This is a genomic window from Janthinobacterium sp. BHSEK (assembly GCF_056174685.1).
Genome location: NZ_JBWBYV010000009.1, coordinates 1 through 24,435 on the forward strand (window position 1 = coordinate 1; position 24,435 = coordinate 24,435).

Annotated in this window: 25 protein-coding genes and 1 pseudogene; 9 read left to right on the forward strand and 17 right to left on the reverse strand. The window is 62.4% G+C overall.

Annotated features, from left to right (window positions below; all coding sequences use genetic code 11):
* Positions 1–16: 16 nt before the first annotated feature.
* On the reverse strand, positions 17–481 hold the full coding sequence (locus tag AC0V2Y_RS03640; protein WP_034780576.1) for an FKBP-type peptidyl-prolyl cis-trans isomerase: 465 nt from the start codon (positions 479–481) through the stop codon (positions 17–19).
* A 94-nt stretch (positions 482–575) separates the two neighbouring features.
* Here AC0V2Y_RS03640 and thpR point away from each other — a divergent pair, with 94 nt between their 5' ends.
* Positions 576–1,094 carry an RNA 2',3'-cyclic phosphodiesterase gene (gene thpR, locus AC0V2Y_RS03645; RefSeq protein ID WP_475417889.1) on the forward strand — a complete coding sequence of 173 codons (519 nt, stop codon included), beginning with the start codon at positions 576–578 and terminating at the stop codon, positions 1,092–1,094.
* Here thpR and tcdA read toward each other — a convergent pair.
* Complete coding sequence (gene tcdA, locus AC0V2Y_RS03650) at positions 1,091–1,939, reverse strand: tRNA cyclic N6-threonylcarbamoyladenosine(37) synthase TcdA (protein WP_475417890.1); 849 nt, start codon at positions 1,937–1,939, stop codon at positions 1,091–1,093. The two genes, thpR and tcdA, sit on opposite strands and share 4 nt — an antisense overlap.
* A 113-nt stretch (positions 1,940–2,052) precedes the next feature.
* Between tcdA and pdxH the strand changes: the two genes are divergently transcribed.
* Together pdxH and AC0V2Y_RS03660 are read left to right on the forward strand one after the other, a co-directional pair.
* The gene (gene pdxH, locus AC0V2Y_RS03655; protein ID WP_475417891.1) at positions 2,053–3,258 is read left to right on the forward strand and encodes a pyridoxamine 5'-phosphate oxidase; all 1,206 of its coding nucleotides are present in this window, start codon (positions 2,053–2,055) and stop codon (positions 3,256–3,258) included.
* Positions 3,259–3,384: 126 nt separating this feature from the next.
* The gene (locus AC0V2Y_RS03660) at positions 3,385–4,620 is read left to right on the forward strand and encodes a class I SAM-dependent methyltransferase (RefSeq protein WP_475417892.1); all 1,236 of its coding nucleotides are present in this window, start codon (positions 3,385–3,387) and stop codon (positions 4,618–4,620) included.
* 22 nt (positions 4,621–4,642) lie between these two features.
* On the opposite strand, the gene msrA is transcribed toward AC0V2Y_RS03660, so the two are convergent.
* Positions 4,643–5,176, reverse strand: a complete 534-nt coding sequence (gene msrA / locus AC0V2Y_RS03665; protein ID WP_475417893.1) for a peptide-methionine (S)-S-oxide reductase MsrA — start codon at positions 5,174–5,176, stop codon at positions 4,643–4,645.
* A gap of 177 nt (positions 5,177–5,353) precedes the next feature.
* On the opposite strand from msrA, the gene AC0V2Y_RS03670 reads away from it, so the two are divergent.
* On the forward strand, positions 5,354–5,860 hold the full coding sequence (locus AC0V2Y_RS03670; RefSeq protein WP_475417894.1) for a flavin reductase family protein: 507 nt from the start codon (positions 5,354–5,356) through the stop codon (positions 5,858–5,860).
* A gap of 38 nt (positions 5,861–5,898) precedes the next feature.
* Here AC0V2Y_RS03670 and AC0V2Y_RS03675 read toward each other — a convergent pair whose 3' ends face one another.
* From AC0V2Y_RS03675 to AC0V2Y_RS03725, 11 genes are all read right to left on the reverse strand, one after another.
* On the reverse strand, positions 5,899–6,585 hold the full coding sequence (locus AC0V2Y_RS03675) for an OmpW/AlkL family protein (RefSeq protein ID WP_475417895.1): 687 nt from the start codon (positions 6,583–6,585) through the stop codon (positions 5,899–5,901).
* Between the two features lie 98 nt (positions 6,586–6,683).
* Positions 6,684–8,075, reverse strand: a complete 1,392-nt coding sequence (locus AC0V2Y_RS03680; protein ID WP_475417896.1) for an SGNH/GDSL hydrolase family protein — start codon at positions 8,073–8,075, stop codon at positions 6,684–6,686.
* A 239-nt stretch (positions 8,076–8,314) separates the two neighbouring features.
* Complete coding sequence (locus AC0V2Y_RS03685; protein WP_475417897.1) at positions 8,315–9,337, reverse strand: L-threonylcarbamoyladenylate synthase; 1,023 nt, start codon at positions 9,335–9,337, stop codon at positions 8,315–8,317.
* Positions 9,334–10,530, reverse strand: a complete 1,197-nt coding sequence (locus AC0V2Y_RS03690; RefSeq protein ID WP_475417898.1) for a 5-(carboxyamino)imidazole ribonucleotide synthase — start codon at positions 10,528–10,530, stop codon at positions 9,334–9,336. Before AC0V2Y_RS03690 ends, AC0V2Y_RS03685 begins: the two co-directional genes overlap by 4 nt.
* Before the next feature lie 15 nt (positions 10,531–10,545).
* Positions 10,546–11,043, reverse strand: a complete 498-nt coding sequence (purE, locus tag AC0V2Y_RS03695; protein WP_475417899.1) for a 5-(carboxyamino)imidazole ribonucleotide mutase — start codon at positions 11,041–11,043, stop codon at positions 10,546–10,548.
* Between the two features lies 1 nt (position 11,044).
* Positions 11,045–11,938 (reverse strand): phosphoribosylaminoimidazolesuccinocarboxamide synthase, encoded by an 894-nt coding sequence (locus AC0V2Y_RS03700; RefSeq protein WP_034780603.1) that lies wholly within the window; start codon positions 11,936–11,938, stop codon positions 11,045–11,047.
* 106 nt (positions 11,939–12,044) lie between these two features.
* Positions 12,045–13,109 carry a class II fructose-bisphosphate aldolase gene (gene fba / locus AC0V2Y_RS03705; RefSeq protein WP_475417900.1) on the reverse strand — a complete coding sequence of 355 codons (1,065 nt, stop codon included), beginning with the start codon at positions 13,107–13,109 and terminating at the stop codon, positions 12,045–12,047.
* A gap of 78 nt (positions 13,110–13,187) precedes the next feature.
* Complete coding sequence (gene pyk / locus AC0V2Y_RS03710; protein WP_475417901.1) at positions 13,188–14,648, reverse strand: pyruvate kinase; 1,461 nt, start codon at positions 14,646–14,648, stop codon at positions 13,188–13,190.
* A 234-nt stretch (positions 14,649–14,882) separates the two neighbouring features.
* Positions 14,883–16,094, reverse strand: a complete 1,212-nt coding sequence (locus AC0V2Y_RS03715) for a phosphoglycerate kinase (protein ID WP_475417902.1) — start codon at positions 16,092–16,094, stop codon at positions 14,883–14,885.
* A gap of 77 nt (positions 16,095–16,171) precedes the next feature.
* Complete coding sequence (locus AC0V2Y_RS03720; RefSeq protein ID WP_475417903.1) at positions 16,172–16,522, reverse strand: AzlD domain-containing protein; 351 nt, start codon at positions 16,520–16,522, stop codon at positions 16,172–16,174.
* Positions 16,515–17,261 (reverse strand): AzlC family ABC transporter permease, encoded by a 747-nt coding sequence (locus tag AC0V2Y_RS03725; protein ID WP_475417904.1) that lies wholly within the window; start codon positions 17,259–17,261, stop codon positions 16,515–16,517. The genes AC0V2Y_RS03720 and AC0V2Y_RS03725 overlap by 8 nt, the downstream gene beginning before the upstream one ends.
* 258 nt (positions 17,262–17,519) lie before the next feature.
* Between AC0V2Y_RS03725 and AC0V2Y_RS03730 the strand changes: the two genes are divergently transcribed.
* From AC0V2Y_RS03730 to AC0V2Y_RS03745, 4 genes are read left to right on the forward strand one after another with little or no spacing between them, the layout of a single operon-like run.
* Positions 17,520–17,714 carry a zinc-finger domain-containing protein gene (locus AC0V2Y_RS03730; protein ID WP_034780619.1) on the forward strand — a complete coding sequence of 65 codons (195 nt, stop codon included), beginning with the start codon at positions 17,520–17,522 and terminating at the stop codon, positions 17,712–17,714.
* A gap of 58 nt (positions 17,715–17,772) precedes the next feature.
* Positions 17,773–18,198 (forward strand): YybH family protein, encoded by a 426-nt coding sequence (locus AC0V2Y_RS03735; RefSeq protein WP_475417905.1) that lies wholly within the window; start codon positions 17,773–17,775, stop codon positions 18,196–18,198.
* Positions 18,198–19,235 (forward strand): YheT family hydrolase, encoded by a 1,038-nt coding sequence (locus tag AC0V2Y_RS03740; protein WP_475417906.1) that lies wholly within the window; start codon positions 18,198–18,200, stop codon positions 19,233–19,235. The genes AC0V2Y_RS03735 and AC0V2Y_RS03740 overlap by 1 nt, the downstream gene beginning before the upstream one ends.
* Complete coding sequence (locus AC0V2Y_RS03745) at positions 19,228–19,818, forward strand: DUF2946 family protein (RefSeq protein ID WP_475417907.1); 591 nt, start codon at positions 19,228–19,230, stop codon at positions 19,816–19,818. The genes AC0V2Y_RS03740 and AC0V2Y_RS03745 overlap by 8 nt, the downstream gene beginning before the upstream one ends.
* A gap of 3 nt (positions 19,819–19,821) precedes the next feature.
* Here the strand turns inward: AC0V2Y_RS03745 and AC0V2Y_RS03750 are convergent, their stop codons facing one another.
* Positions 19,822–21,411 (reverse strand): M48 family metallopeptidase, encoded by a 1,590-nt coding sequence (locus AC0V2Y_RS03750; RefSeq protein WP_475417908.1) that lies wholly within the window; start codon positions 21,409–21,411, stop codon positions 19,822–19,824.
* Between the two features lie 186 nt (positions 21,412–21,597).
* Here AC0V2Y_RS03750 and moaC point away from each other — a divergent pair, with 186 nt between their 5' ends.
* Positions 21,598–22,104, forward strand: coding sequence for a cyclic pyranopterin monophosphate synthase MoaC (gene moaC, locus AC0V2Y_RS03755; protein ID WP_475417910.1), 507 nt, complete (start codon positions 21,598–21,600; stop codon positions 22,102–22,104).
* 190 nt (positions 22,105–22,294) lie between these two features.
* Here moaC and AC0V2Y_RS03760 read toward each other — a convergent pair whose 3' ends face one another.
* Both AC0V2Y_RS03760 and AC0V2Y_RS03765 read right to left on the reverse strand, forming a co-directional pair.
* Positions 22,295–23,212, reverse strand: coding sequence for a sialate O-acetylesterase (locus AC0V2Y_RS03760; RefSeq protein WP_475417909.1), 918 nt, complete (start codon positions 23,210–23,212; stop codon positions 22,295–22,297).
* A 379-nt stretch (positions 23,213–23,591) separates the two neighbouring features.
* Positions 23,592–24,337, reverse strand: a pseudogene (locus AC0V2Y_RS03765) (integrase core domain-containing protein); the annotation flags it as partial.
* Positions 24,338–24,435 lie beyond the last annotated feature (98 nt).

The window sequence follows — 24,435 nt, forward strand, 5'->3', positions numbered from 1 at the left end:
CCGCCAAACTGAACAATTACTTAACGTCCAGCAGTTCCACGTCGAAGATCAGTGCCGAGTTCGGCGGAATGTCGCCATTGCCGGCGCCGCGCGGGCCGTAGGCCAGTTCGCCTGGAATGATCAGGGTGCGCTTGCCGCCCACTTTCATGCCGGCCACACCCTGGTCCCAGCCCTTGATGACCATGCCCTTGCCCAGCGGGAAGTCGAACGGGCCGCGGCCCACGGAGCTGTCGAACTTCTTGCCGCGCGAATCTTTCGCCAGGGGACGATACAGCCAGCCCGTGTAATGCACGGTGACGTTGCTGCCGGCGGACGCTTCCTTGCCCGTGCCGACCTTGTTGTCGATCAGAATCAATTTATCGGCGACAGGGCCGGGGCTCAGCGAGACGGCCGAGGCGGGAACAGGCGCTGGCGCCTGTGCCTGCGCCAGCGACGCGGCGACGGAGCAGATCAGGGCAAACAAAACGGAGCTACGCGTCATGATGTATTCTTTCAGTGAGTTTCGGTGAGATCCCTGCCAATGCAAGAGGCAGGGAACGCCAATCATAGCAAACCGCCGCAACGATAGGAAAAACTTGTCGCCCGATACCCATAGCCCCCGCCTGTTTTACGCGTTGTGGCCCGATGCGGCCACGCGCGCGGCGCTGGCCGCCTGGCAGGCGCGCCTGCAAGGCAAGCCCGTGCGCGCGGACAAGCTGCACCTGACCCTGGCCTTCCTGGGCCAGCACCCGGCCAGCGACCTGCCGGCCCTGCTGGCGATCCTGGCACAATTGCCGGCGCACCCCATGCCCCTGCTGTTCGACCACGCCAGCCACTTCACGCAGCTGGCGCTGGCCTGGGCCGCCCTGGCGCAGCCGTCGCCGGCCCTGCTGGACTTGCGCGCGGCCTGCATGCGCGCGCTGGCGCAACAGAGGCTGGCGCCCCGCTTCGAGCACGACCGCTTTACGCCGCACGTGACCCTGGCGCGCCAGGCACCGCCGCCGGCAAGCCAGGACTTCGCGCCCATCGCCTGGCAGGCGGACGAACTGGTGCTGGTGGAATCGCTGAAAAGCAGCGGCGACTACCGCATCGTGGCCAGCCGCAAACTGGCTTAGGCGGCGTCCGCCACTGGCTCGGCAGCCAGTTTGTCCTGGCGCAAGCTTTTCAGCGCATGGGCGGCCGCCACCATGCCGAAGCTGGCCGTCACCACCACGCTGGAACCGAAGCCGGCGCAATTCAAGCCCGTGACGCCGGCAGGCGTGCCATCGATGGCGCACGCTTCCCCGCTCTCTGGCGTGCTCAACGGTTCCATGGAAAACACGGCGTCGACATTGAATTTGTTTTTCACGCCACGGGGAAAGCCATATTCGGTGCGCAACAGTTTGCGGACGCGCTTGAGCAGCGGTTCCTGCTCCGTCTTCGACAAATCGCGCACGGCGATCAGGGTCGGGTCCGTCTGCCCGCCCGCGCTGCCGATGGTCAGCATCGGCAGATTGCGCGCGCGGCAATACGCGATCACGGCCGCTTTCGCCTTGGCATTGTCGATGGCGTCGACCAGGTAGTCGAAATCGCGCCCGCCCAGCAACTGCTCAAGGTTATCGGGGGCAATAAAATCCTCGATCTGCGTGACCTGGCAAAACGGGTTGATCAGTTCGATGCGTTCGGCCAGGGCCGTGATCTTGGCCTTGCCGATGGTGTCGCTCATGGCCTGGATCTGGCGATTGATATTCGATTCGGCAACATTATCGAGGTCGATCAGGGTCAGGCGGCCGATGGCGCTGCGCGCCAGCGCTTCGACGATCCAGGAACCGACGCCGCCCACGCCGATCACACACACGTGGGCCGCGCGAAAACGCGCCAAAGCGGGGGCGCCGTACAGGCGGGCAATGCCGCCGAAACGCCGTTCAAAATCGATCTCGGTCAAGTCCATGGAAATTAGTTCATTGGTGGAGGTATGCATGGCGCCATTTTAACGGACACTGCGCTGACAGATATTCTAAAATAGCCGGATTGACACAGCGACAAGCTCCGTTTGTCGCCGCGCCCCCACACCGTTCACCACGAGAACTCGCCATGACCTCTCCCCTGTTCGACTCCGTTCCCGGCTTTGACCAGCCCATCGCCGTGCTCAAGCATTGCCACGACAAGATCCGCAAGCAACTGACGACCCTGCAAAACCTGCTGGCGCATCTGGTGCAGCACGGCAACACGGTGGACGCGCAGCAGGCGGCCAAGGCAGTGTTGCAATATTTCAATCAAGCCGCCCATCTGCACCATGACGATGAAGAGCAGGATCTGATGCCCATGCTGCAGGCCACCGCCACGGGCGAGGACGCGGCCCTGCTGGCGACCCTGGTGCCCGAGATCCTGGCCGACCACCAGCGCATGGACCAGGCCTGGCTGACCCTGCGCCCGGAACTGGACGCCATCGCCGCCGGCACGGGCGTGCAGCTGTCCGCCCATGGCGTGCGCGACTATGTGGCCGCCTACCAGGCCCACATGAGCAAGGAAGAGGGGCAGCTGGCGCCGATGGCCAAGCGCCTGTTCAGCGCGCGGCAGATGGAGCAGTTGGGCACGGCCATGCAGCGCCGCCGCGGCATCGCGCCCGAAGCGCCCGCAGCCGCCCAGCCGGACGCGGCCGCCGTGCTGGCGGCCATGCGCACCGATTACGTGCAGTCCAGCCTGAGCGAGACGGATGTGCTGGCCGATCCCGTCGCCCAGTTCCAGAAATGGTTTGCCGAAGCCGTCAAGGCCCAGGTGCTGGAACCGAACGCCATGAGCTTGTCCACCGTCAGTCCCGAGGGCAAGCCCAGCTCGCGCATCGTGCTGATCAAGCAATTCGACGAGCGTGGCTTTACCTGGTACACGAACTACCACAGCGACAAGGGCCGGCAGCTCGAGCACAACCCGCACGCCGCCCTGCTGTTCTTCTGGGGCGAGCTGGAGCGGCAGGTGCGCATCGAGGGCACGGTGGTGAAAACCACGGCCGCCGAAAGCGATGAATATTTCAATGTGCGCCCCGTGCAAAGCCGCTTGTCAGCGATTGCATCGCAGCAAAGCGCGCCCATTGACAGCCGTGCCGCGCTGGAAAGCAATTACGAGGCCGTGGCCGCCGCCGTCGGCGATGCGCAGCCGCCGCGTCCGGCCCACTGGGGCGGCTACCGCTTGCAGCCGGAACGCATCGAGTTCTGGCAGGGACGCCGTTCGCGCTTCCACGACCGCATCGTGTTTACGCGTGGTGCGGACGGGCAATGGAGCATGCAGCGCTTGCAGCCTTGAGCGCATAGTCAAGGCGGCGCAAAGCAAGCTGGTCAATATAGGTGTAGGCTATGAGGGTAGAAGTTACTAAATGACATTGTTTCTCAATTTGCGGCCGCAACGGCGGCCGCTACATTGGAGGCCATTTTGTTTGTACAAAACCAACTCAAGTCCTGGATCGCCGGCATCCGCAGCAAGACCGCCTTGCCGCTGCGCATAGAATTGTGGAATGGCCAGCATGTCGACCTGTCCAGCGAAACGCCGCGCGTCACCATCCGCCTGCCGACCGTCGCCTCGGCCCGCTATCTGCTGAACCCCTCGCTGGCCAACCTGGGCTCGGCCTATGTGGAAGGCAATATCGAAGTCAAGGGCACGGCCCAGGACATGATTTCCATCTGCAATGCCCTGGCGCGCAACACCTTGAAACCGGAAGGCAAGCTGGCCCGCATCGTGCGCAGCTTTACGCACGACAAGAACAAGGATGCCGAAGCCATCCGCTACCACTACGATGTGTCGAATGCCTTCTACGAGCAATTCCTCGACCCCGCCCTCGTGTATTCCTGCGCCTATTTCGAACACGGCGATGAAACCCTGGCGCAGGCGCAAGTCAAGAAGATCGACCATATCCTGAAGAAAATCCAGTTGCAGCCGGGCCAGACCCTGCTCGACATCGGCTGCGGCTGGGGCGCGCTCGTCATGCGTGCTGCACAGCAATATGGCGCCCGCTGCGTGGGCGTGACCCTGTCGGAAAACCAGTATGCGCTGGCGCGCGAGCGCGTGGCGGCGGCCGGCCTGGCGCACCTGATCGATATCCGCCTGCAAGACTACCGCGACGTCACGGGCCAGTTCGACCGCATCACCAGCGTGGGCATGTTCGAACACGTGGGCCTCAAGCATTTGCCCGAGTATTTCGGCATCATCAACAAGCTGCTGGCACCGGACGGCATGGCGATGAACCACGGCATCACTTCGACCGACCCGGAGAATGGCGAAACGCCGTATGGGGGCGGGGAATTCATCGAAAAATATGTGTTTCCGCACGGCGAGCTGGCGCACATCGGCAATGTGCTCAAGACCATGCAGCAAGGGGGGCTGGAAGTGCTGGACGTGGAAAACCTGCGGCGCCACTATGCGCGCACCTGCGCCCTGTGGACGGAGAATTTCGAAGCCAACGCCGAGCAGATCCGTCCGCTGGCGGGCGAGCGGCGCTTCCGCATCTGGCACGTCTACCTGGCCGGCTGCGCCTATGCCTTCGAGCAAGATTTGATCAGCCTGTACCAGATCGTCTGCGTGAAGGCGGGCCGGCGCTCTTCCGCCCTGCCCTGGTCGCGCCACTACATGTATGCGCAGGACGCCAGACCGGCGCCCCTGCTTGCGACCTGATCCTGATGCGCGCGCGGGGTGCTTACTTCAGGCGCCCCGCGTACATGGCGCGGAACTTCTCCACCTTGGGCACGACGACGAGGGCGCAATACCCCTGCAAGGGATGCTGCTCGACATAGTTCTGGTGGTAATCCTCGGCCGGATAAAAGACCGATGCCGGTTCCAGCTGCGTGACGATCGGCGCATCCCACACGCCGGCCATCTCGGCAAGCACCTTGCGCGCCACGCTTTCCTGTTCGGCCGACTGGTAATAGATGACGGAGCGAAATTGCGTGCCGACATCGTTGCCCTGCCGGTTCAGGGTGGTGGGGTCATGCAAGGTAAAAAAGATTTCCAGCAAGTCGTGATAGCTGATGACGGCGGGATCGAATTCCAGCCGCACCACTTCCGCGTGACCCGTCTCGCCCGTACATACCTGATCATATGTGGGGTTGGGCACGCTCCCACCCGTGTAGCCGGACTCGACGCGCGTCACGCCGCGCACTTCCCCATACACGGCGGCCAGGCACCAGAAACAGCCGCCGCCCAGTACCGCCACTTCTATCTGTTGAGTCATGATGCCCTCCCGCAACGCCTGTGCGACATATCATTTCATTACTGTAACGCAAAGCGCCATGGCCTGCAGCGCCGCTTGAAACTGCGCGTGGCGCACCGCACATATGGGGCATGCCGGCCACGATTGCGCTGGCATTGCCGATTTTTGGCATAATGTCAGCAAATAGACAGGTCACCCATGAACACACGCTCTCCCCGCGCGCCAGCGCAAGAATTCGATACGACACATTTCCGCCAGGCATTGTCGCAGTTTGCCACCGGCGTGACGGTCATTACGACGCGCCTGGCCGACGGCAGTTTCCGCGGCTTGACGGCCAGCTCCTTCAATTCCGTCTCGCTGTCGCCGCCGCTGGTGCTGTGGAGCCTCGGTTCCGTGGCGAACAGCATGCCCATCTTCAGCGGCAACTCGCACTACGTCATCAATGTGCTGGGCGCCGAGCAGGCGGAACTGGCGCAGCGCTTCGCCCGCCGTACGCCGAATCCCTTCGACGACGTCGAGTATGAGCTGTCGCGCACGGGCCAGCCCATCCTGAAAGGCGCGTCGGCCTGGTTCGAATGCCACAACCGCAGCCGCTATCCCGAAGGCGACCACGTCATTTTCGTGGGCGAAGTGGAACAATGCGCGTTTACGGCGCAAGCGCCCTTGATCTTCCACAATGGACAGTTCAACACACCGCCAGCCTGAGCGGGACAAAAAAAATCCGCCGAGGCGGATTTTTTGTTTTACAGGGTAAATTTATACCCGATACTGACACTCACGGCGAGCGGGTCGAGCTTGATGTCCTGCGTCTGCCCCGTCGAGAATTTCGCCTTGGTTTTCAGGAAGGTCTTGACCACGGCCACGTCGGCAAACCAGCGCTCGTTGAAGGACAGCGTGCTGCCGACCACCAGACTGCCGGCCAGCTTGTTGTCCATGCGGTAGGTCACGGGCGATCCACCCGGATCCAGCAAGGCCGTCATCTGGCCCGAACCTCTTTCCTTCTGAAAATAAGCATACGTCAAACCCGCGCCCACGTAAGGACGGATCATCGCGTTCGGCTGGAAGAAACGGTACTGGATGAAGGCCGTCGGCGGCAAGGCTTCCGCCGTGCCCAGCTTGCCCGTGCCCTTGATGGAACCATCGCCCATCAGGTCATGCTTGTACGGCACGCCCAGGATCATTTCAGCGGAAATATTGTCCGTGATCATGTAGGCAAAGGTCAGGATAGGCTTGGTATCGGACTTGACGTCGGCCTTCGTGCCCGGCAGTGCCGGCGCGGAAATGTCGCCACTGTCGACGTGGGGCGTGATCTTGTTGACGCCGACCTTGGCCATCCAGGTGCCCGCGCTTTGCGCCGAAGCGCCCGTCGCCATGGCCATCGCGGCGGCGGCGGCCAGCACGCGTACAGCGGTATTCAAACGATTTTTCATCTTGTCTCCTGATCATTATGTGCGGATAGCCGGGCTATCCAGTCTTGTCGCTGCCAGCGCCAGCCACGTCCCCGGGACGCGGCTGGCGCGGCGATTCCTTACAGCCAGCCCCGCACGACCATGTCCTTGGCCACATAACGGGCCAGCAACAGGTTGTTGAACGGCGTAGGGTGCACATCGTCGGCATACGAGTAGTGGCTGACGTCGCCCGCTTTCAGGTTCGTGCCATTGCAGACCAGCGAGCTGCCCAGGATATTGCCTGGTGCGCTCAAGTCGCATGCCGTCTCGCTGACATTCGTCAAGCCATACGGGCCAGGGTTGGTGCCCTGGTCATGGCTGACGGCAAACACGTCGACCAGCAAGACTTTCGCATTGCCGTTCAGGCCGCCGCTCAGTTCGCCATTGAAGGCGCTGACCATGGCATTGATGAGTGCCTTGGTATTGGCATCCTTGCTCAGGCCCGATGGCGTGCCGGCCACGTCAGGCAGATTGTTGACCACCACATAATTGGCGCCCTTGGCGATGATCTGGTCCTTGACCAGCGCCACCAGCTCAGTACCCGCTTGTTTCATGGCGGCAATCAGCAATGGCCCTTGGGCCGCAGCGTAGTCGGCGCCGGCCTTGGCGCCGGCAGCATTGCCGGTAACCGTCGCATCGGCTTGCGCCTTGGTAACCAGCGGGCCATACACGGTGGGCGAGGCAACGGCCGTATTGCCAGCGATGACAGCAGCTTGCACGGCGGCACCGACGATGGTCGCCGACGTGGCGCCAGGCGCCGCGCTGGCCGTCTGGATAGCGGCGCCGATGGAGGCGGCGGCCGTGGTGGGATTGGGCGCGCCGGCGGCCAGGGCCAGGGTCAGGTTGGTGGCAAAAGCCTTGGCGCCCGCATCGGCGCCCGCCTTCGTGCCGGCCGCCGTTGCGCCGGCCTGCAATGCACCGAGCTGGTACAGCACGTCGTTACCGCCGGCCATCACGAAGACGGCTTCCGTGCCGCTGAACTTGCCGCCGGAAGCGGCCAGGTGGTTCGCGATCTGCGTCACCACGGGCACGGTCAGGGCACCCAGCTCGCTGCCCGTCAGCTTGTTGTTCGGACCGACGGGGTTGGTCACGCGCGAACCGCCCATGGCGTAGCCGTAGCAGCCAGGATGCTTGACGCGCGGCACGGACAAGCCCTTCGCCGCATTGCCTTCCAGGCCGGTCTCGGCGGCGCATGGCGCGGCCAGGCCGAATTGTGCGGCCAGGTGCTCGGTCCAGTTCTTGCCCGTCAGTTCAGGATTGATCTTGGTATTGTCGCCATTGATGGTGAACTTGCCGCCACCTTTCGCCAGCACCGTGCCCACGGCATACGAACCGACATCGGACAGGCTGTCGCCGAACGACACCTGCGCCGTGTATTTGACTTTCAAGGTTTGATCACCGCCACTGGCGCCGCCGCAACCTGCCAGGACAGCCGCAGCCAGCACGGCCAGCGCGAATTTTGTTTGATGCATTTTGTCTCCTCGGTCTTTTTTCTGGTTTCTAAACGAACGGGCGTGCTATTCGCTACCCAACTAATATGCCATCGTTCCTCAGGCTTGTATAGAAAATATGTTTTAAAAATCAACGAAATAACAACACCGCCAGCGCCCCGTCATGACGGGGCGATCCGCTGAATTATGGAGGATTTAATATGTTTCGTGGCAAGCATCTCTATTGCGCTGCATCAAGAAAAAGCCCCTTGCGGGGCTTTTTATGAGGCGGATAGAAATTGCTGCAAGATACCACTTGAGCCGAACGCGGCACGCCGCAAACGGTCGTTCACGCCCAGCCAGGCGGGGCCGGTGGGCGGTGCTTCGACGAGTATCAGCTCGGCGCCGACCTGGTCCATCGTGCGCAGCGAGGCATACAGCGCATGCGCGTAATTTTCCGGGCTGGCCGCCAGGCGCACGCTGGCGCTGGCCGGCGGCAGATCCGAGTAGTGGATCAGGGCCACGCGGCGCCCGTCGTTGAGCAGGCGGTTCAAGGTGGCGCGCACGTCGTCGCTGTGCTGCATCGCAACAGGCGTATGTGGCGCGTAGTGCGATTCCAGGGTACCCGAGGCGCGTGGCGCGGCCGCGTCGGCAACTGCCGGCGCGCGGCCGATGACAGCGGCGATCTGCTCACTGCTGATATGCCCGGGACGCAACAGCACGGGACCGTGCGTGGCCAGGCGCGACAGGTCGACGATGGTCGACTCGATGCCCACGTCGCTCTGCCCGCCGTCGAGGACCAGGCCCAGCAAGCCGCTGTCGAGTTCCGCCGCGAATTCATCGCGCACGTGCTGCGCCGTGGTGGGGCTGACATTGCCGAACTTGTTTGCCGACGGCGCCGCCAGGCCGCCCTTGCCGCCCTTGAACGTGCGTAGCAAGGCGATAGCCACCGGATGCGACGGGCAGCGCAAGCCCACCGTATCCTGGCCGCCGGAAACGGCGTCGGGGATATGCGCGGCGCGCTTGACGATCAGGGTCAGCGGACCGGGCCAGAAGGCGGCCACCAGCTGCCGTGCTTCCTCGGGGATGTCGTCGGACCAGTGCGCCAAGTCGGCGCCGGGCGCCACGTGGACGATCACGGGATGGTCCGATGGACGGCCCTTGGCTTCATAGATGCGCGCCACGGCGGCCGGGTTTTCCGCATCGGCACCCAGGCCGTACACCGTTTCTGTGGGGAAGGCGACGAGGCCGCCCGCCTCCAGCACGGCGGCGGCCGCCGCCAGATCTTGTGCGGGCACGCTCACGGCGCGATTCCCAGGATCAGACAAGCGTCGCGCAGGCGCTGCTGCGCCTCCGGCAAGCTGGCCGCGATGAAGGTCAAATGGCCCATCTTGCGGCCACGGCGCGGATCGTCCTTGCCGTACAGGTGCAGGCACGCGCCCGGCAGGGCCAGGATGCGGTCCCAGGCCGGTTCGCAGGCGACATCGCTGCCGTCGGCAAACCAGGCGTCGCCGAGGAGGTTGAGCATCACGGCCGGCGAATGCTGACGCACGTCGCCCAAGGGCAGGCGCGCCATGGCCCGCACCTGCTGCGCGAACTGGCTGGTGACGCAGGCATCCATCGTGTAGTGGCCGCTGTTGTGCGGCCGGGGCGCCATTTCGTTGACCACCAGGCTGCCGTCGGTGAGCACGAAAAATTCGATGCACAGCACGCCGACATAGCCGAGTTCGGCAACCATGGCCTGCGCCGCCCGCTGCGCCCTGGCGGCGCTCTCGTCCGACACGTTCGGGCCCGGCACCGTGGTGGTAAACAAGACGCCGTCGCGGTGCACGTTTTCGGCGATCGGATACACGACCGAGGCGCCGTCCACGCCGCGCGCCGTCAGCACCGACACTTCATAGGCCAGCGGCAGCATCTTTTCCAGCAAGCAAGTTACCTCGCCCATTTCCGCGAACGCGGCGCGCACCTCGTCGCGCGTGCGCACGCGGTACTGGCCCTTGCCGTCATAGCCCATGCGCACGGTTTTCAGGATGCCTGGCAGCAAGTCGTCGGCGATGTTGTCGATATCGTCCTGCGTGGCAATCACCATGTGCGGCGCCGGCAGCACGCCGGATTTCGCGGCGCAGGCGACAAAGAAACGCTTTTCCGCGATGCGGTCCTGCGCCACCGACACGCCGTGGGCGTTGGGGGCGACAAACACGCGTTCGGCCAGGCGCGACAGGCTGTCGGCCGGCACGTTCTCGAATTCCGTGGTGACGGCCAGGCATTGCGCGGCCAGGGCGTCGAGCCCGGCTGCATCGCCGTAGCCGGCATGGACCAGGCGCTGCGCCACCTGCCCCGCAGGGCAGGCGTCGGACGGTTCCAGCACAGCCACCTGGTAGCCCATGCTCTGGGCGGCCTGGGCAAACATGCGGCCGAGCTGGCCGCCGCCCATCACGCCCAGCCACGCCGGTGGGTTGGCGGCGGGCAGCAATGGGGAAGTCGATTTACTATTCATTATTTTTCAAACACATTATTCAGGCAAGACCATGGCCTTGGCGGCGGCCGTTTGCGTGGCGCGGAAGGCTTCCAGGCGGTCGGCCAGGGCGTCGTCGTTGGCGGCAAGCATCGCCACCGCCGTCAGCGCAGCATTGGCCGCGCCCGCTTCGCCGATGGCGAAGGTGGCCACGGGCACGCCCTTGGGCATTTGCAGGATCGACAGCATGGAATCTTCGCCGCGCAGATATTTCGATGGCACGGGCACGCCCAGCACGGGCACGATGGTCATCGCCGCCACCATGCCAGGCAGGTGGGCGGCGCCGCCGGCGCCGGCGATGATGGCGCGCAAGCCGCGCGCGCGCGCGCTTTTCGCGTACGCATACATCTCGTCGGGCATGCGGTGCGCGGAAATGACCTGCGCTTCGTATGGCACGCCAAACTGTTTCAGCATTGCAACAGCATTCTGCATCACGTCCCAATCCGAGGACGAGCCCATGATGACGCCGACCAGCGGCTTATTCTGCTCAGTCATCTCAGGCCTTCAGCTTCTCGCCCGTCAGGCGTTCGATGGCTTCGAAGTACTTGGCCTGGGTTTTTTCGATGACGTCGGCCGGCAGCGCGGGCGCCGGTGCGGTCTTGCCCCAGGTCAGCGTTTCCAGGTAGTCGCGCACAAATTGCTTGTCGAACGAGGGTGGCGAAATGCCGGGCTGGTAGGAATCGGCGGGCCAGAAGCGCGAGGAGTCGGCCGTCAGCACTTCATCCATCAGATGCATGACGCCATTGTCGTCCAGGCCGAATTCAAACTTGGTGTCGGCGATGATGATGCCGCGCGTGGCCGCGTACTCGGCGGCCGTCTTGTACAGGGCAATGGCGACGTCGCGCATCTTGGCGGCCAGGTCGGCGCCGATGCGCTCTTCCATTTCAGCAAAGCTGATGTTCTCGTCATGCTCGCCCAGCTCGGCCTTGGCCGCCGGGGTGAAGATCGGTTCCGGCAGCTTTTCCGCCTGTTGCAGGCCGGCCGGCAGCGCGATGCCGCAGATGCTGCCCGTATCCTGGTAATCTTTCCAGCCCGAACCGATGATGTAGCCGCGCACGACTGCCTCGACCATGATGGGCTTCAAGCGCTTGGCCACCACGGCGCGGCCCTTGACTTGCTCCACTTCCTCGGGCGCCACCACGGATTCCGGCGCCACGCCGGTCAGGTGGTTCGGCACGATATGGCCCAGTTTCTCGAACCAGAAGTCGCTCATCTGGTTGAGGACCTTGCCCTTGCCGGGGATAGGCTCGTTCATGACGACATCGAAGGCCGACAGGCGGTCCGTGGTGACGATCAGGATCTTGTCGTCGCCAACGGCGTAGTTGTCGCGGACCTTGCCGTGGCCCAGCAATGGCAGGGAGTGGATGGAAGTCTGATAGAGGCTGTTCATAGCGGGGGAATAGTTGGATGAAACGAAACCGGCAGGCAGGGAAGGCGCCCGCCGGTCGAGAAAATCGGGCACGGAGCATTGCTTCCGGCCCGTTCCAGACAGAATTTTACTTCACAATTTGCGACAGCTCGCCGGCCTTGTAGCGCTCGGCCATTTTTTCCAGTGGCATGGCCTTGATTTTCGACGCCTGGCCTTCGCAGCCGAATGCCTGCATGCGGGCGCGCACGATTTGCTCTGCAGCAAGACGGGCTGGCTTCAGGTAGTCGCGCGGGTCGAATTTCGATGGGTTTTCAAACAGGTACTTGCGGATCGCGGCCGTCATCGCCAGGCGGATGTCGGTGTCGATGTTGATCTTGCGCACGCCGTGACGGATGCCTTCCTGGATTTCTTCCACTGGCACGCCGTAGGTTTCCCTCATGTCGCCGCCGAATTCGCGGATGATGGCCAGCAATTCCTGCGGCACCGACGAGGAACCATGCATCACCAGATGGGTGTTCGGGATGCGCGCGTGGATTTCCTTGATGCGGTCGATGGCCAGGATGTCGCCCGTCGGCTTGCGCGTGAATTTGTAGGCGCCGTGCGAGGTGCCGATGGCGATGGCCAGGGCGTCGCACTGGGTACGCTGCACGAAGTCGGCCGCTTGCGCCACGTCCGTCAACAGTTGCTCGCGCGTCATGGTGCCGTCGGCGCCGTGGCCGTCTTCCTTATCGCCCTTCATGGTTTCCAGCGAACCGAGCACGCCCAGTTCCGCTTCCACCGTCACGCCGATGGCGTGCGAGAATTTCACCACTTCACGCGACACTTCCACGTTGTATTCGTAGGAAGCGACCGACTTGCCGTCCGCTTCCAGCGAACCGTCCATCATCACGGAAGTAAAACCCGAGCGGATGGCGGCCATGCAGACGGCTGGCGACTGGCCGTGATCCTGGTGCATGACGACGGGGATGTGCGGATACGCTTCGACGGCGGCGTCGATCAGGTGGCGCAGGAATGCTTCACCGGCGTACTTGCGCGCGCCGGCGGACGCCTGCATGATCACCGGCGAGTTCAAGGCATCGGCGGCGGCCATGATGGCTTGCACTTGTTCCAGGTTGTTGACGTTGAAAGCAGGAATGCCATAACCGTTTTCGGCGGCGTGGTCCAGCAGTTGACGCATGGATACGAGAGACATGGTAATACTCCAGATAACAATAGAAACCGTTGCGGCGCTTCGCGGTTCATGACCGCGGCGGCGCCTGAATTCTTTACCTCAGATCAGCACGGCATCGAGGTCGCCAACCTTGACGATTTTCAATGCATTCGTGCCACCCACCTGGCCCATCGGCTCGCCCCAGGTGACGACGATCATGTCGCCCTTCCTGACGATACCCTGTTCCACGAGTAAATCTTCCGCCAGCTTCAGCACTTGCGCGCTGGGGGCGTTCTGCATCAGATGATACGCCCGAACATTGCGGTACAGCGCGGCTTTGCGCAAAGTCGTGACGCTGGGCGTGAGCGCGTAGATCGGCGTGTCGATGCTGTGGCGGCTCATCCACAAGGCGGTGGAACCGGATTCCGTCAGCGCCACGATGGCTTTTACGCGCAGGTGATGGGCTGTAAACAGGGCGCCGTAGGCGATCGACTGGTCGATGCGGGTAAACGTGACGTTGAGGAAATCGGCATCGAGCTTGTTGTATTCGGACTGTTCCGCTTCCACGCAGATGGCAGCCATCATTTCCACCGTCTCGATCGGGTACTTGCCCGAGGCCGTTTCCGCCGACGTCATGACGGCATCCGTGCCGTCGAGCACGGCATTCGCCACGTCGGACACTTCCGCGCGGGTCGGCACGGCGTTGACGATCATCGACTCCATCATCTGCGTGGCCGTGATGGCTAATTTGTTCGACGCGCGCGCCATCTTGATCATGCGCTTTTGCAAGGCCGGCACGGCCGCATTGCCCACTTCCACGGCCAGGTCGCCACGGGCCACCATGATGCCGTCGGAGGCGTCAAGAATCTCTTGCAACGCAGGAATGGCTTCCGCCCGCTCGATCTTGGCGATCATCATCGGCTTGTGGTGGTACGGTTCGCCCGCGATATTGGCCAGCTGGCGCGCCATTTCCATGTCGGTCGCGCATTTCGGGAAGGAAATGGCCAGATAGTCGGCCTGGAAACTCATGGCCGTCTTGATATCTTCCATATCCTTGGCCGTCAGCGCGGGCGCGGACAGGCCGCCGCCCTGGCGGTTGATGCCCTTGTTGTTCGACAACTCGCCGCCGATTTTCACGGTGGTGTGGATTTCGCTGCCGTGGATGCGCTCGACGATCAGCACGATGAGGCCGTCGTTCAGCAGCAGCACGTCGCCCTTGTGCAGGTCGCGCGGCAGGGCCTTGTAGTCGAGGCCGACCCGTTCCTGATTGCCCAGCTCGCCGTTTTCGCCCCACTTGGCGTCGAGGATGAAGCGCTCGCCCGCTTCCAGCTGGATGCGGGTGTTTTCAAACTTGCCGACACGAATCTTCGGCCCTTGCATATCGGCCATGATGGCCACTTCGCGGCCGCACTCGGCCGCCGCCAGGCGCACCAGCGCGGCGCGGTCGATATGGTCCTGCGCCTTGCCGTGGGAAAAATTCAAGCGCACCACATCGACGCCCGCACGTATCATTTTAACCAGGATATCGAAGTCGGTGGAGGCGGGGCCGATTGTTGCTACGATTTTTGTACCACGTGGCATAGGAATCCTTGTGCGCGAGCGAAGGTGAGCAAGGCCGGTTTGAGACATCAGCCGGCAAGGTAAAAGCGCAGCGGTCAGGCTGCGCTTGGTCTATTCATCATTCCACAGTCTCGAACATCTGAGAAAACCGTAGCGAGCGGCAATGAGTTGTGGCCGAGACGCGGAGCTGTGCGCATGCACAGTGAGCATCGGAGGCCGCAAATCATGACGCGCAGTAGGTTTAATCAGGTGTTCTTAGCCTGCGCGTTGCATCAGAATCTCTACGGCAGGCAAAGTCTTGCCTTCCAGGAACTCCAGGAAAGCGCCGCCGCCCGTCGAGATATAGCTGATTTTATCCGTAATGTCGTATTTGGCAATCGCCGCCAGGGTGTCGCCACCGCCGGCGATCGAGAATGCTTTCGACTCGGCAATGGCCAAGGCCAGGGTCTTGGTGCCGTTGCCGAACTGGTCGAACTCGAACACGCCAACGGGACCGTTCCACACGATGGTGCCGGCGGCGGCGATCTGCTGCGCCAGCAGGTCGGCCGTTTTCGGGCCGATATCGAGAATCATGTCGTCATCCGCCACGTCGGCCACGTCCTTGACGGTGGCGGCGGCTGTCGGCGAAAACTCCTTGGCGCACACGACGTCGACGGGAATCGGCACTTGCGCGCCCCGTTTGGCCATGATGTCGATGATGGCTTTCGCTTCGTCGACGAGTTCCGCTTCCACCAGCGACTTGCCGACATTCAAGCCAACGGCTTTCATGAAGGTGTTGGCGATGCCGCCGCCGACGATCAGGTTATCGACCTTGTCGGACAGGGCTTTCAGGATGGTCAGCTTGCTCGATACTTTCGAACCAGCAACAATGGCCAGCAATGGACGGGCCGGCGCGTGCAGCGCTTTCCCCAGCGCATCGAGTTCGGCGGCCAGCAGCGGGCCGGCGCAGGCGACAGGGGCGAACTTGGCGATGCCGTGCGTGGACGCCTCGGCGCGGTGGGCCGTGCCAAACGCGTCATTGACGTAGATATCGCACAATTTCGCCATTTTTTGCGCCAGCTCATCGCTGTTTTTCTTTTCGCCCTTGTTGACGCGCACGTTTTCCAGCAGGACCACCTGGCCGGCGGCCAGGTTTTCCAGGCCGGCGCCATCGACCCAGTCTTGTTTCAGTGCAACTTCCTGGCCCAGCAGCTCGGACAGGCGGGCCGCCACGGGCGCCAGGCTGTCGGCCGGCTTGAACTCGCCTTCCGTCGGACGGCCCAGGTGCGACGTCACCATGACGGCGGCGCCAGCGTCGAGGGCGGCACGGATGGCCGGCACCGACGCGCGGATGCGCGTATCTTCGGTGATCTTGCCACTGTCATCTTGCGGGACGTTCAGGTCGGCGCGGATAAACACGCGCTTGCCTTGCAGTGCATTTTGGGCGATCAAATCTTGCAGACGGATGAAGTTGAGAACAGCTGACATGGCGATCCAGATGACGAGTGGAAGGAAGTGCGCTATTTTACCGCAATGACCAGACCAAATCCCCGATTTGTCCTGCTTTACTGAAAAACGTGCAACAGTCGCAAGCCCGTGAAAACCAGCATGCCGAAGACGATGGTTTGCAGCATATTGCGGCGGATCACGAAAAAGAGCGTGGCGGCAATACCCGACAAGAGTTTCAGATTCGACAACTCCAAGTGGATTTGCTGCCCTTCCATCAGCATGTCGGGCGCGATGATGGCCGCCAGCGCGCAGGCCGGCGCATAGCGCAGCATCTCGCCCACGCGGCGCGGAATGGTGAGGTGGTGGCCGATCAGCCAGAAGGTGCTGCGCGTGGCGGCCGTGGCCACCACCAGCACGGCGATGGCGATCCACACGTCGCTCCTGCCCCAGGCTATGCCGTCAAACATGGCGTTTTGTCCATTTTTCTGTCAATTCTTCCACGGCCATGGCGCTGACCATGCCCACCACCACGGCCACCAGCAAGCCCAGTTTATAGGGCAGGCTGAAGGCCAGCACGGCGACCGCGCCCGCCACCAGCACGCCGCACAGGGCGGCGCGGCTGAGGATCAGCGGTATCGTCACGCACAGGATCGCCAGGGTCCCGGCAAAGCCCAGACCCCATTCGGCCGGCACGATAGCGCCCAGCACGATGCCGATGAAGGAACCGGTTTGCCAGGCCAGCCAGTTGGGGTAGATCAAGCCTTTCAGGAAAGGCAGCTTGGCCGGGTCCGGCGTTTCATGCGGGTAGCGCTGCAGGAACAGGCCCACGGTGATGTCGCCCGCCACATAGCCAAGCGCAAAGCGCTGGCGCCACGGCAGATGGGCGAAATGGGGGGCCAGCAGCACGGAAAAGATAACAAACCGCAAATTGACGACGAGGGCCGTGGCGAAGATCACCCACACGGGCGCTTGCGCGGCCAGCAGGGGCAAGGACGCGAGCTGGGCCGAGCCGGCAAAGACAAACAGGGTCATGGCCCCCGCCTGCGCCACGCTCAGGCCGCTTTTCACCATGGCCACGCCCACCACCATGCCCCAGGCGGCGATGCCCAGCAGGGTGGGCGCGCCCAGGTTCAGGCCGGCGCGCCAGGCATCTTTCAGCAAGGCATCGTCGTTGGGGGCCGGGACGGCGTTCACGCGGGTGTTCATGCGAGCCCCCGGTAGGCTGAGTGTGGTAACTGCACAACAATGGTGCAAGACGACATGGGCGGCAACGGTGATACCGGCAAGGCAAATCCAGTCAGTGTGGCGCTGCAGCTGCCATATTTCCGCGAAAACCCGCGCCGCAGCCGAAGATGGTCAAGCCGCCATTTTAGCCATGATTTTTGCTGTCTGCCTGAATCCGTTAAAATCGTGCTTTTGGCAGCAGCCGACTTCCATCCATACAGCCTCACGGAGCATGACAAGATGACAAAAACCACCCAGCCTGCGGTCGAACTCGACAGTAAAGACTTGCCCGCCCACTGCCCTAACCCGGCCATGCCGCTGTGGTCGTCGCATCCGCGCGTGTTCCTGGAATTCAACAAAGACGGTATCGCCAAGTGCCCGTACTGCGGCACGGCCTACACTCTGAAGGAAGGCGCCAGCGCCGGCCACCATTAAACTGCCCAGCGGCGCGCCCCCAGCGCGCCGTTTTTATGTGCACCAGCCCGGAGTCGTCATGAAACGTCTGAAAGAACTCAATGGCAGCGCCGCCGAAGTCGAAACGGCGTTCTACGATGCCTTGCACCGCGCCGACCTCGAAGCGCTGATGGCGCTATGGGCCGACGATGAAGAGATCGTCTGCATCCACCCGGGCGGCGCGCGCCTGATCGGCCATGCCGCCATCCGCGCCTCGTGGGAAACCATCCTGGCGGGCGGCGGCCTGCACATCGTGCCGGCGCAGCTGCATGAAACGCACAATCTGATGAGTTCGGTGCACACCGTCATCGAAGGCGTCACCCAGGAAGAAGGCGGCCCGGCGCACTTGCTGGCGACGAATGTGTACGTGAAAACGCCGCGCGGCTGGCGCATCGTGCTGCACCACGCCTCCATCGCCCCCGGTGGCGCGCCGGCCGACGTTGCGGGGACGCAGATCCTGCACTGATGTCTTTGCCTCTTATTGACAACGCCCCCTACACCGCCCCGCTGTGGCTACCAGGCGGCCACGCGCAGACGATTTATCCTGCCGTGTGCCTCGCCAAGCCGGCCGTGGCCTTCCGCCGTGAACGCTGGCAAGCGCCCGATGGCGACTTCGTCGACGTCGACCTGGTCGACGGCCAGCCGGGCCAGCCCTTCGTGCTGCTGTTCCACGGCCTGGAAGGCTCGTCGAACAGCCATTACGCGCGCGCCCTGATGGCCAAGGTGGCCGCGCGCGGCTGGTCGGGCGCCGTGCCGCATTTTCGCGGCTGCTCGGGCGAAGCGAATCTGGCGCCCCGCTTTTACCATTCGGGCGATGCGCAGGAAGTGGACTGGATCGTGCAGCGCCTGCGCCCACGCGCGACAGGCAAGTTTTACGCGGCCGGCGTCTCGCTGGGCGGCAACGCCCTGCTGTGCTGGCTGGGCCAGTCGCAGCACCAGGCCGATTTCATCGATGCGGCGGCGGCCGTGTCCGCCCCGCTGGACCTGGCGCAAGGGGGCAAGGCCCTGTCGTCCGGCGCCAACCGGTTCTACACGCGCATGTTTTTGAACACGCTCAAACCGAAATGCCTGGCCAAGCTGGAGCAATTCCCCGGCCTGTTTGCGCGCGACGCCATGCTGGCCGCGCGCGACTTGCACGCCTTCGACAATGTCGTCACGGCGCCCCTGCACGGCTACCGCGACGCCGACGATTACTGGCACCGCGCCAGCGCCAAGCACGTCTTGCAGGACATCACCGTGCCGACCCTGGTGCTGAACGCGCAAAACGACCCCTTCCTGCCCGGGCGCTTCCTGCCGCGCAGCGCCGCGCCGACGGTCACGCTCGAGTATCCGCGCCACGGCGGCCACGTCGGCTTTGCGGCAGGTAAGTTACCGGGAAGCACACGCTGGCTGCCGCAGCGCCTGCTCCATTTTTTTGAAGGCGGCAACACGGCGCCATCGACGCCGCAAAGCTGTCACGCTGGCAGTTCGCAAACGCACACGGAAAACGCTACACATGGATGAACTCGTCAAGCAGGCCCTGGCCAAATGGCCGAACGTACCCCACTGCTACGGCTGGCTGCGCCTGGATGCGCGCGGCCACTGGCGCATGCGCGACCAGCAGGCGCAACAGCGACAACTGCCTGGCGACAAGATCGCCCATGCAGCACTGCTGGGATTTATCAACCGCAATTACGGCCATGACGAACGCGGCTGCTGGTTCTTCCAGAACGGCCCGCAGCGCGTGTATGTAAATCTGGAAGCGACGCCCTACATCGCCCGCAGCGATCCGCGGCACGGTTTTGTCTTGCAGACGGGCGCGCCGCTGGAACAGATCGAGCAGGTGTATTGGTGCGACAACGGCGTCTTGATCCTGCGCAACGATCATATCGTGGCGCAGGTCGATGACCGCGACATGGCGCAAGTGCTGGACGCCCTGCACGTCGATGGCCAGGCGGCCAGCGACGAGGCCTTGCTGGCGTGGCTGGAAGAGCGCCGGGGCAAGCTGACTCTATTACATGACGGCAAGGAGATCACCGTGCAGCCGCTGCGCTACGACGCCGTGCCGCAAACCTTCGACTTCCAGCCGATGCCGCAAGCCGAATAGGCGTCAGCCCTTCTGGTCCTTGATCTGTTCGCGGCGCTTTTCCTGCAATTCGCGCTCGCGCGCATCGATCACGGCCTGGTCATAGAAGGTCGCATCCGTCGACTTGCGGGCGATCGTCAGCTGGTCCAGCGCGGCCATCGTGGCGCCCTGCAGCACGTAGGATTCGGCCAGCGCCATGTGCTGCAAGGTCATCTTGCCCTGCTCCGCATAGGCTTTCGCCAGTAAATCGTACAGTTCCGGCTCTTCCTTGTAGAGCTGCACCTGCTCGCGCAGGTACAAGGTTGCCTGCTCCAGCTTGCCGGCAGCCATCAGCGCTTCCGCATACTGGTGGGCAATGCCGCGCGAGAGGGGAAACTGCTGGCGCGCAGAGTCCGCCGCCTTCAGGGCTTGCGGCGCCACTTCCTTCTTTTGCGCCGGCATCAGCAGCACTTCCAGCCCCATCGCCGCCAGCAGGGAATTGGGGGCCTGCGTGCCGCCCGATGTGAACACGTTGGGTCCGGCCGGCTGGTGCAGGGCCGCATTGGCCGCATCGAGCTCCTTTTGCGCCTCCGCCGGCTTGCCCTGCTTGACGGCGACAAAGGACAAGCCGTAATGGGCGGCCGTCACCTGGAAGCGGCTTTGCTGTTCCAGCTGCGTCTTGAAGACGGCCTTGGCGTTCAGCAGGCCTTGCACGCTTTCATCCTGCAGCACGCGGGCGCGCGCCCGGGCCAGGTGAAAACTCAGGCTGTCCGCACGCTGCTTGTAGGGCTGCTCGCGGATGCGCGCCTGAATGTCGGCGATGCGTTCCGTCGTCAGCGGGTGGGTTTGCAGGTAGGCGGGCATCAGGTCGCTGTACGAACGGCTGGCCGCCTGCATGCGGCCGAAGAAGGCCACCATGCCGGTGGTGTCGAAACCGGCTTCGCCCATGATCTGGAAACCGATGCGGTCGGCCTCGCGCTCGGCGTCGCGGCCGAAATTGAGCTGGCGCTGGATGGCCAGGCCCTGGCCGGCGGCAAACACGCCCATAGCCACGTCGCCGCCCGCGCGCGAAGCGAGCGCCGCCAGCAGCATGGCCGCCAGCGGCATCAGGGCATCCTGGCGCTGCTGGCCCAGCATGCGCGCGATATGGCGCTGCGCCACGTGGCCGATCTCGTGCGACAGCACGGAAGCCAGTTCCGCCTCCGTTTGCGCCGCCAGCACGAGGGCCGAGTGCACGCCGATGAAACCGCCCGGCAAGGCAAACGCATTCAACTGGGGATCGCGCACGGCAAAGAAGAAATAGTCGTAATTCGTTTCGCCGCGCACGCTGGGGCGCGCCGCCACAAGGGCGTTGCCGAAGGTATTCAGGTATTCGAGCAAGGGCGCGTCGTCGAGATAGTCGCGGTCGCCGCGGATGCCGCGCATGATTTCCTCGCCGATCTTGCGCTCCATCGCCGGCGACAGGTCTTCGCGCGACGTATCGCCCAGGTTCGGCAGATTCGGCGCCGGCGGCACGGCCAGCGGCGTCCAGCTGCCGGCAGGCTTGGCTGCCGCGCCGGCGGCCGGCGCCGCAGGCGCGGACGTATAGGTTTGCGCCAGCGCAAACGGCGCCGCCAGCCACAATGCCGCCAGCATGGATGCGCGCCGGGAGCCGCGCAACCATGCCGTGCCGGCGTTTTCAGGGACGATCGGAAGGGGAGTTTTTGAATTCACGGGTGCTATCATACCTTGTTAGCGGCGCCCATTCCCACGCGACATGCCAGTGGCATGACGTGGTGGCCGGACGTGCCGCGCCCCCGTTCCCTCATCTATTTTGACGCCATGACAACAGCAGACAAGCAAGCCCCCGCCGGGGAACTGACCCATTTCGACGCCACGGGCCAGGCCCATATGGTGGATGTGGGCAGCAAGGAAGAGACGCGCCGCAGCGCCGTGGCCGCCGGCACCATCCGCATGCAGCCCGCCACCCTGGCATTGATCATTTCCGGCAATGCGAAAAAGGGCGACGTGCTGGGCATCGCCCGCATCGCCGCCATCATGGGCGCCAAGCGCACCAGCGACCTGATTCCCCTGTGCCACCCGCTGGCGCTCACGCGCGTCACCGTCGATTTCGACGTGGATGAAGCGGCCAACAGCGTGCATTGCCGCGCCCAGGTCGACACGACGGGCAAGACGGGCGTGGAAATGGAAGCGCTGACGTCCGTGCAGATCGGCTTGCTGACGATCTACGACATGTGCAAGGCCGTCGACCGGGGCATGGTCATGACGAATGTGCGCGTGCTGGAAAAGCATGGCGGCAAGTCGGGCGATTGGACGGCGGCAGTGTGAATTTCAGCGGCAAGCAGACGCGCTGAATTAACACGTAGGATCGTGGAGACTCTGTGCCACACCGGCACAGACGTGGCGCTTACCGGCACCATGTCGGCTATCGCTGGGCCAAAGGCATGAGGGCCGCTTAATTTTCACGCAAATATCTCATGGGATTGCTGCTCAAACAGCATATGCTGATTACGTCGGCTCATTCAAGAGCAGCTTTCATCGAATCAAGCCACATCGACGACATTTTTTCCTGTCCTTTTTCGTTTAGATGACAAGCATCAAACCTATACTCATCACCCAGCAAATTAGTGTTTGGTCCGGGATAACGCTTCAAATCAGGGGCATTGCCAAACTTTAGTTGAGCAGATTCGATATTGCGATCATATGCCCCGCAACGAGAATGTACCGCAATCATCCAGCGCTTCACCTTGACTTTACCATTGACGTAGTCGATTACCTCACCCAATCGTTGGATATATAAATCCTTATCGGTACCATAATCCGAGGAACCTTGATGCCAAAAAGCAAAATCAAAATTAATTCCCAGTGCCTGGATTAGTCCAATTGCGCTATTGAGCTTTCCAAAAGCAAGACCACCAACCTGCCAATCTGCCACTTTAGTTCCACCTACACCAATCGGCATGAATACAACTTTACGCGCGATACCGCCCACAATAAGCTTTTTTCCCAGCGGCATCCACATGGATCCTTTATTGCAGTCGGCCCACTCAAAAGGATCGCTTGCATTTTTTATTGTTCCATCTTTGCCTACCTGAAATACATTATCCGCCGCAGGATAAACATGCTCATTGCAATTCGACGATATCGATTGACCGATGACCAGAATCCGTAGTTCCGGCAAGGGATCCGGGATAACGGGGGTAACTGGAATGACAGGGGTGACGGGCGGGGAGGGAGGGACGGGAGAGACGGGGGTATCTGGAGTGATGGGGGTAATAGGGGCGACCGGAGTGATGGGAATAATCACAGCGGTATCAGGAGCACTGCCCACACCACCACATGCGGCAATGATCAAACCGGAATGTAACCCAAGAAGATACCTGAACAAACGAGGATTTTTCATTATTGAAGTCATTTTGACATCCATAAAAAACATCAGGTCTCGCGTATACGGCGCTCGTCAATGTCTACATTCAGGTCACCTTTCATGCAGCATGGGTAAAAATCATGATACTGCTCATACATAGCGGAAGAAACAACAACACACTATGAATATATCGAATAGCAAACTCTCGTTATTGATAAAAATCGAAAGATATGCCTTATGTTAATAAATGAAATTTCTGCCTTCGCATGCATCTATGCACAGCACAAAAATCAGAGATGGGTATTGAATATGGCATCCAGGTTTGATGCATCACTTGATATAAGGCGCTGGCGACACATAGCTGAGGGCACAGACCGAGCCTGCACCAACATCGGATCACCAAGCAGATATTGGCAAAAACCGTCACCCATAGATGAGCCAGTACAGTCCATGAATCAGAAACTCTGATGGGTGTTTTTGCACCGATGCCCCGTTGTGGACTGTGGTGGTTGTAAAGCTTTAAATAGTTGAACAAGGCGGCTCCAGATCGGCCCGGCTGTCGATTCTGGTCTGCTGCAACAGCTCGCTGATACACGGCCGTTAAATCGTTCGACCATGCCATTCGTTTGCAGATGCCGGGGCGGTGCCGGGCGGTCTTCAATGCCCATGCCGGCGCAGACTTTATCCAGGGCGTGCCGGCCACTGGGCTTCTTGTCATTTGTTGTGAAGCGGTCGGTGAATTGCAAACCGTTGTCGGGCAGCAAATTGATGATCCTGATCGGCGAGGCCAGCTTGAGCTTGTGCAGGAAACCGACGATGCTTTCGTCGCTCATGTCACCGTAGATGTGCAGGAATACCCTGCACATGACGCGCTCAATGGCCACGAACAGATAGCGGCACGAGCTTTCGCCTGGCATCTGCGGCAAATTACCTGGCAACGTACAGCAGCAGGTCGTCGAGCAGCAGACAGAGCGACTGGCGCAGTGACAGCAAGGTGGCTTCCTGCGTCGCGCTCAGCTTGGTATGCAGCGTATGTACCCGGTGCAAACGGTCTTGTACCTCGTCCAGCTTGAGCCACTTGGCAGCCATGGCCCCGGTGAAATTGAAGAGCGTGGAAGCCTCGCGGACTGACAGGCCGGAGTCCCTGCTTTCCTGCCGGATTGTGCGAGCGTGGGAATGAATGCATAAGCTCATGGATTAAAGTTTATGCGATGTGCAGCAACCAGCGGGACGGCCTCGGTGGCAAACCGCCGCTCAACTCATCAAGCGCGGCTATCGCGCGGAACAGGGCC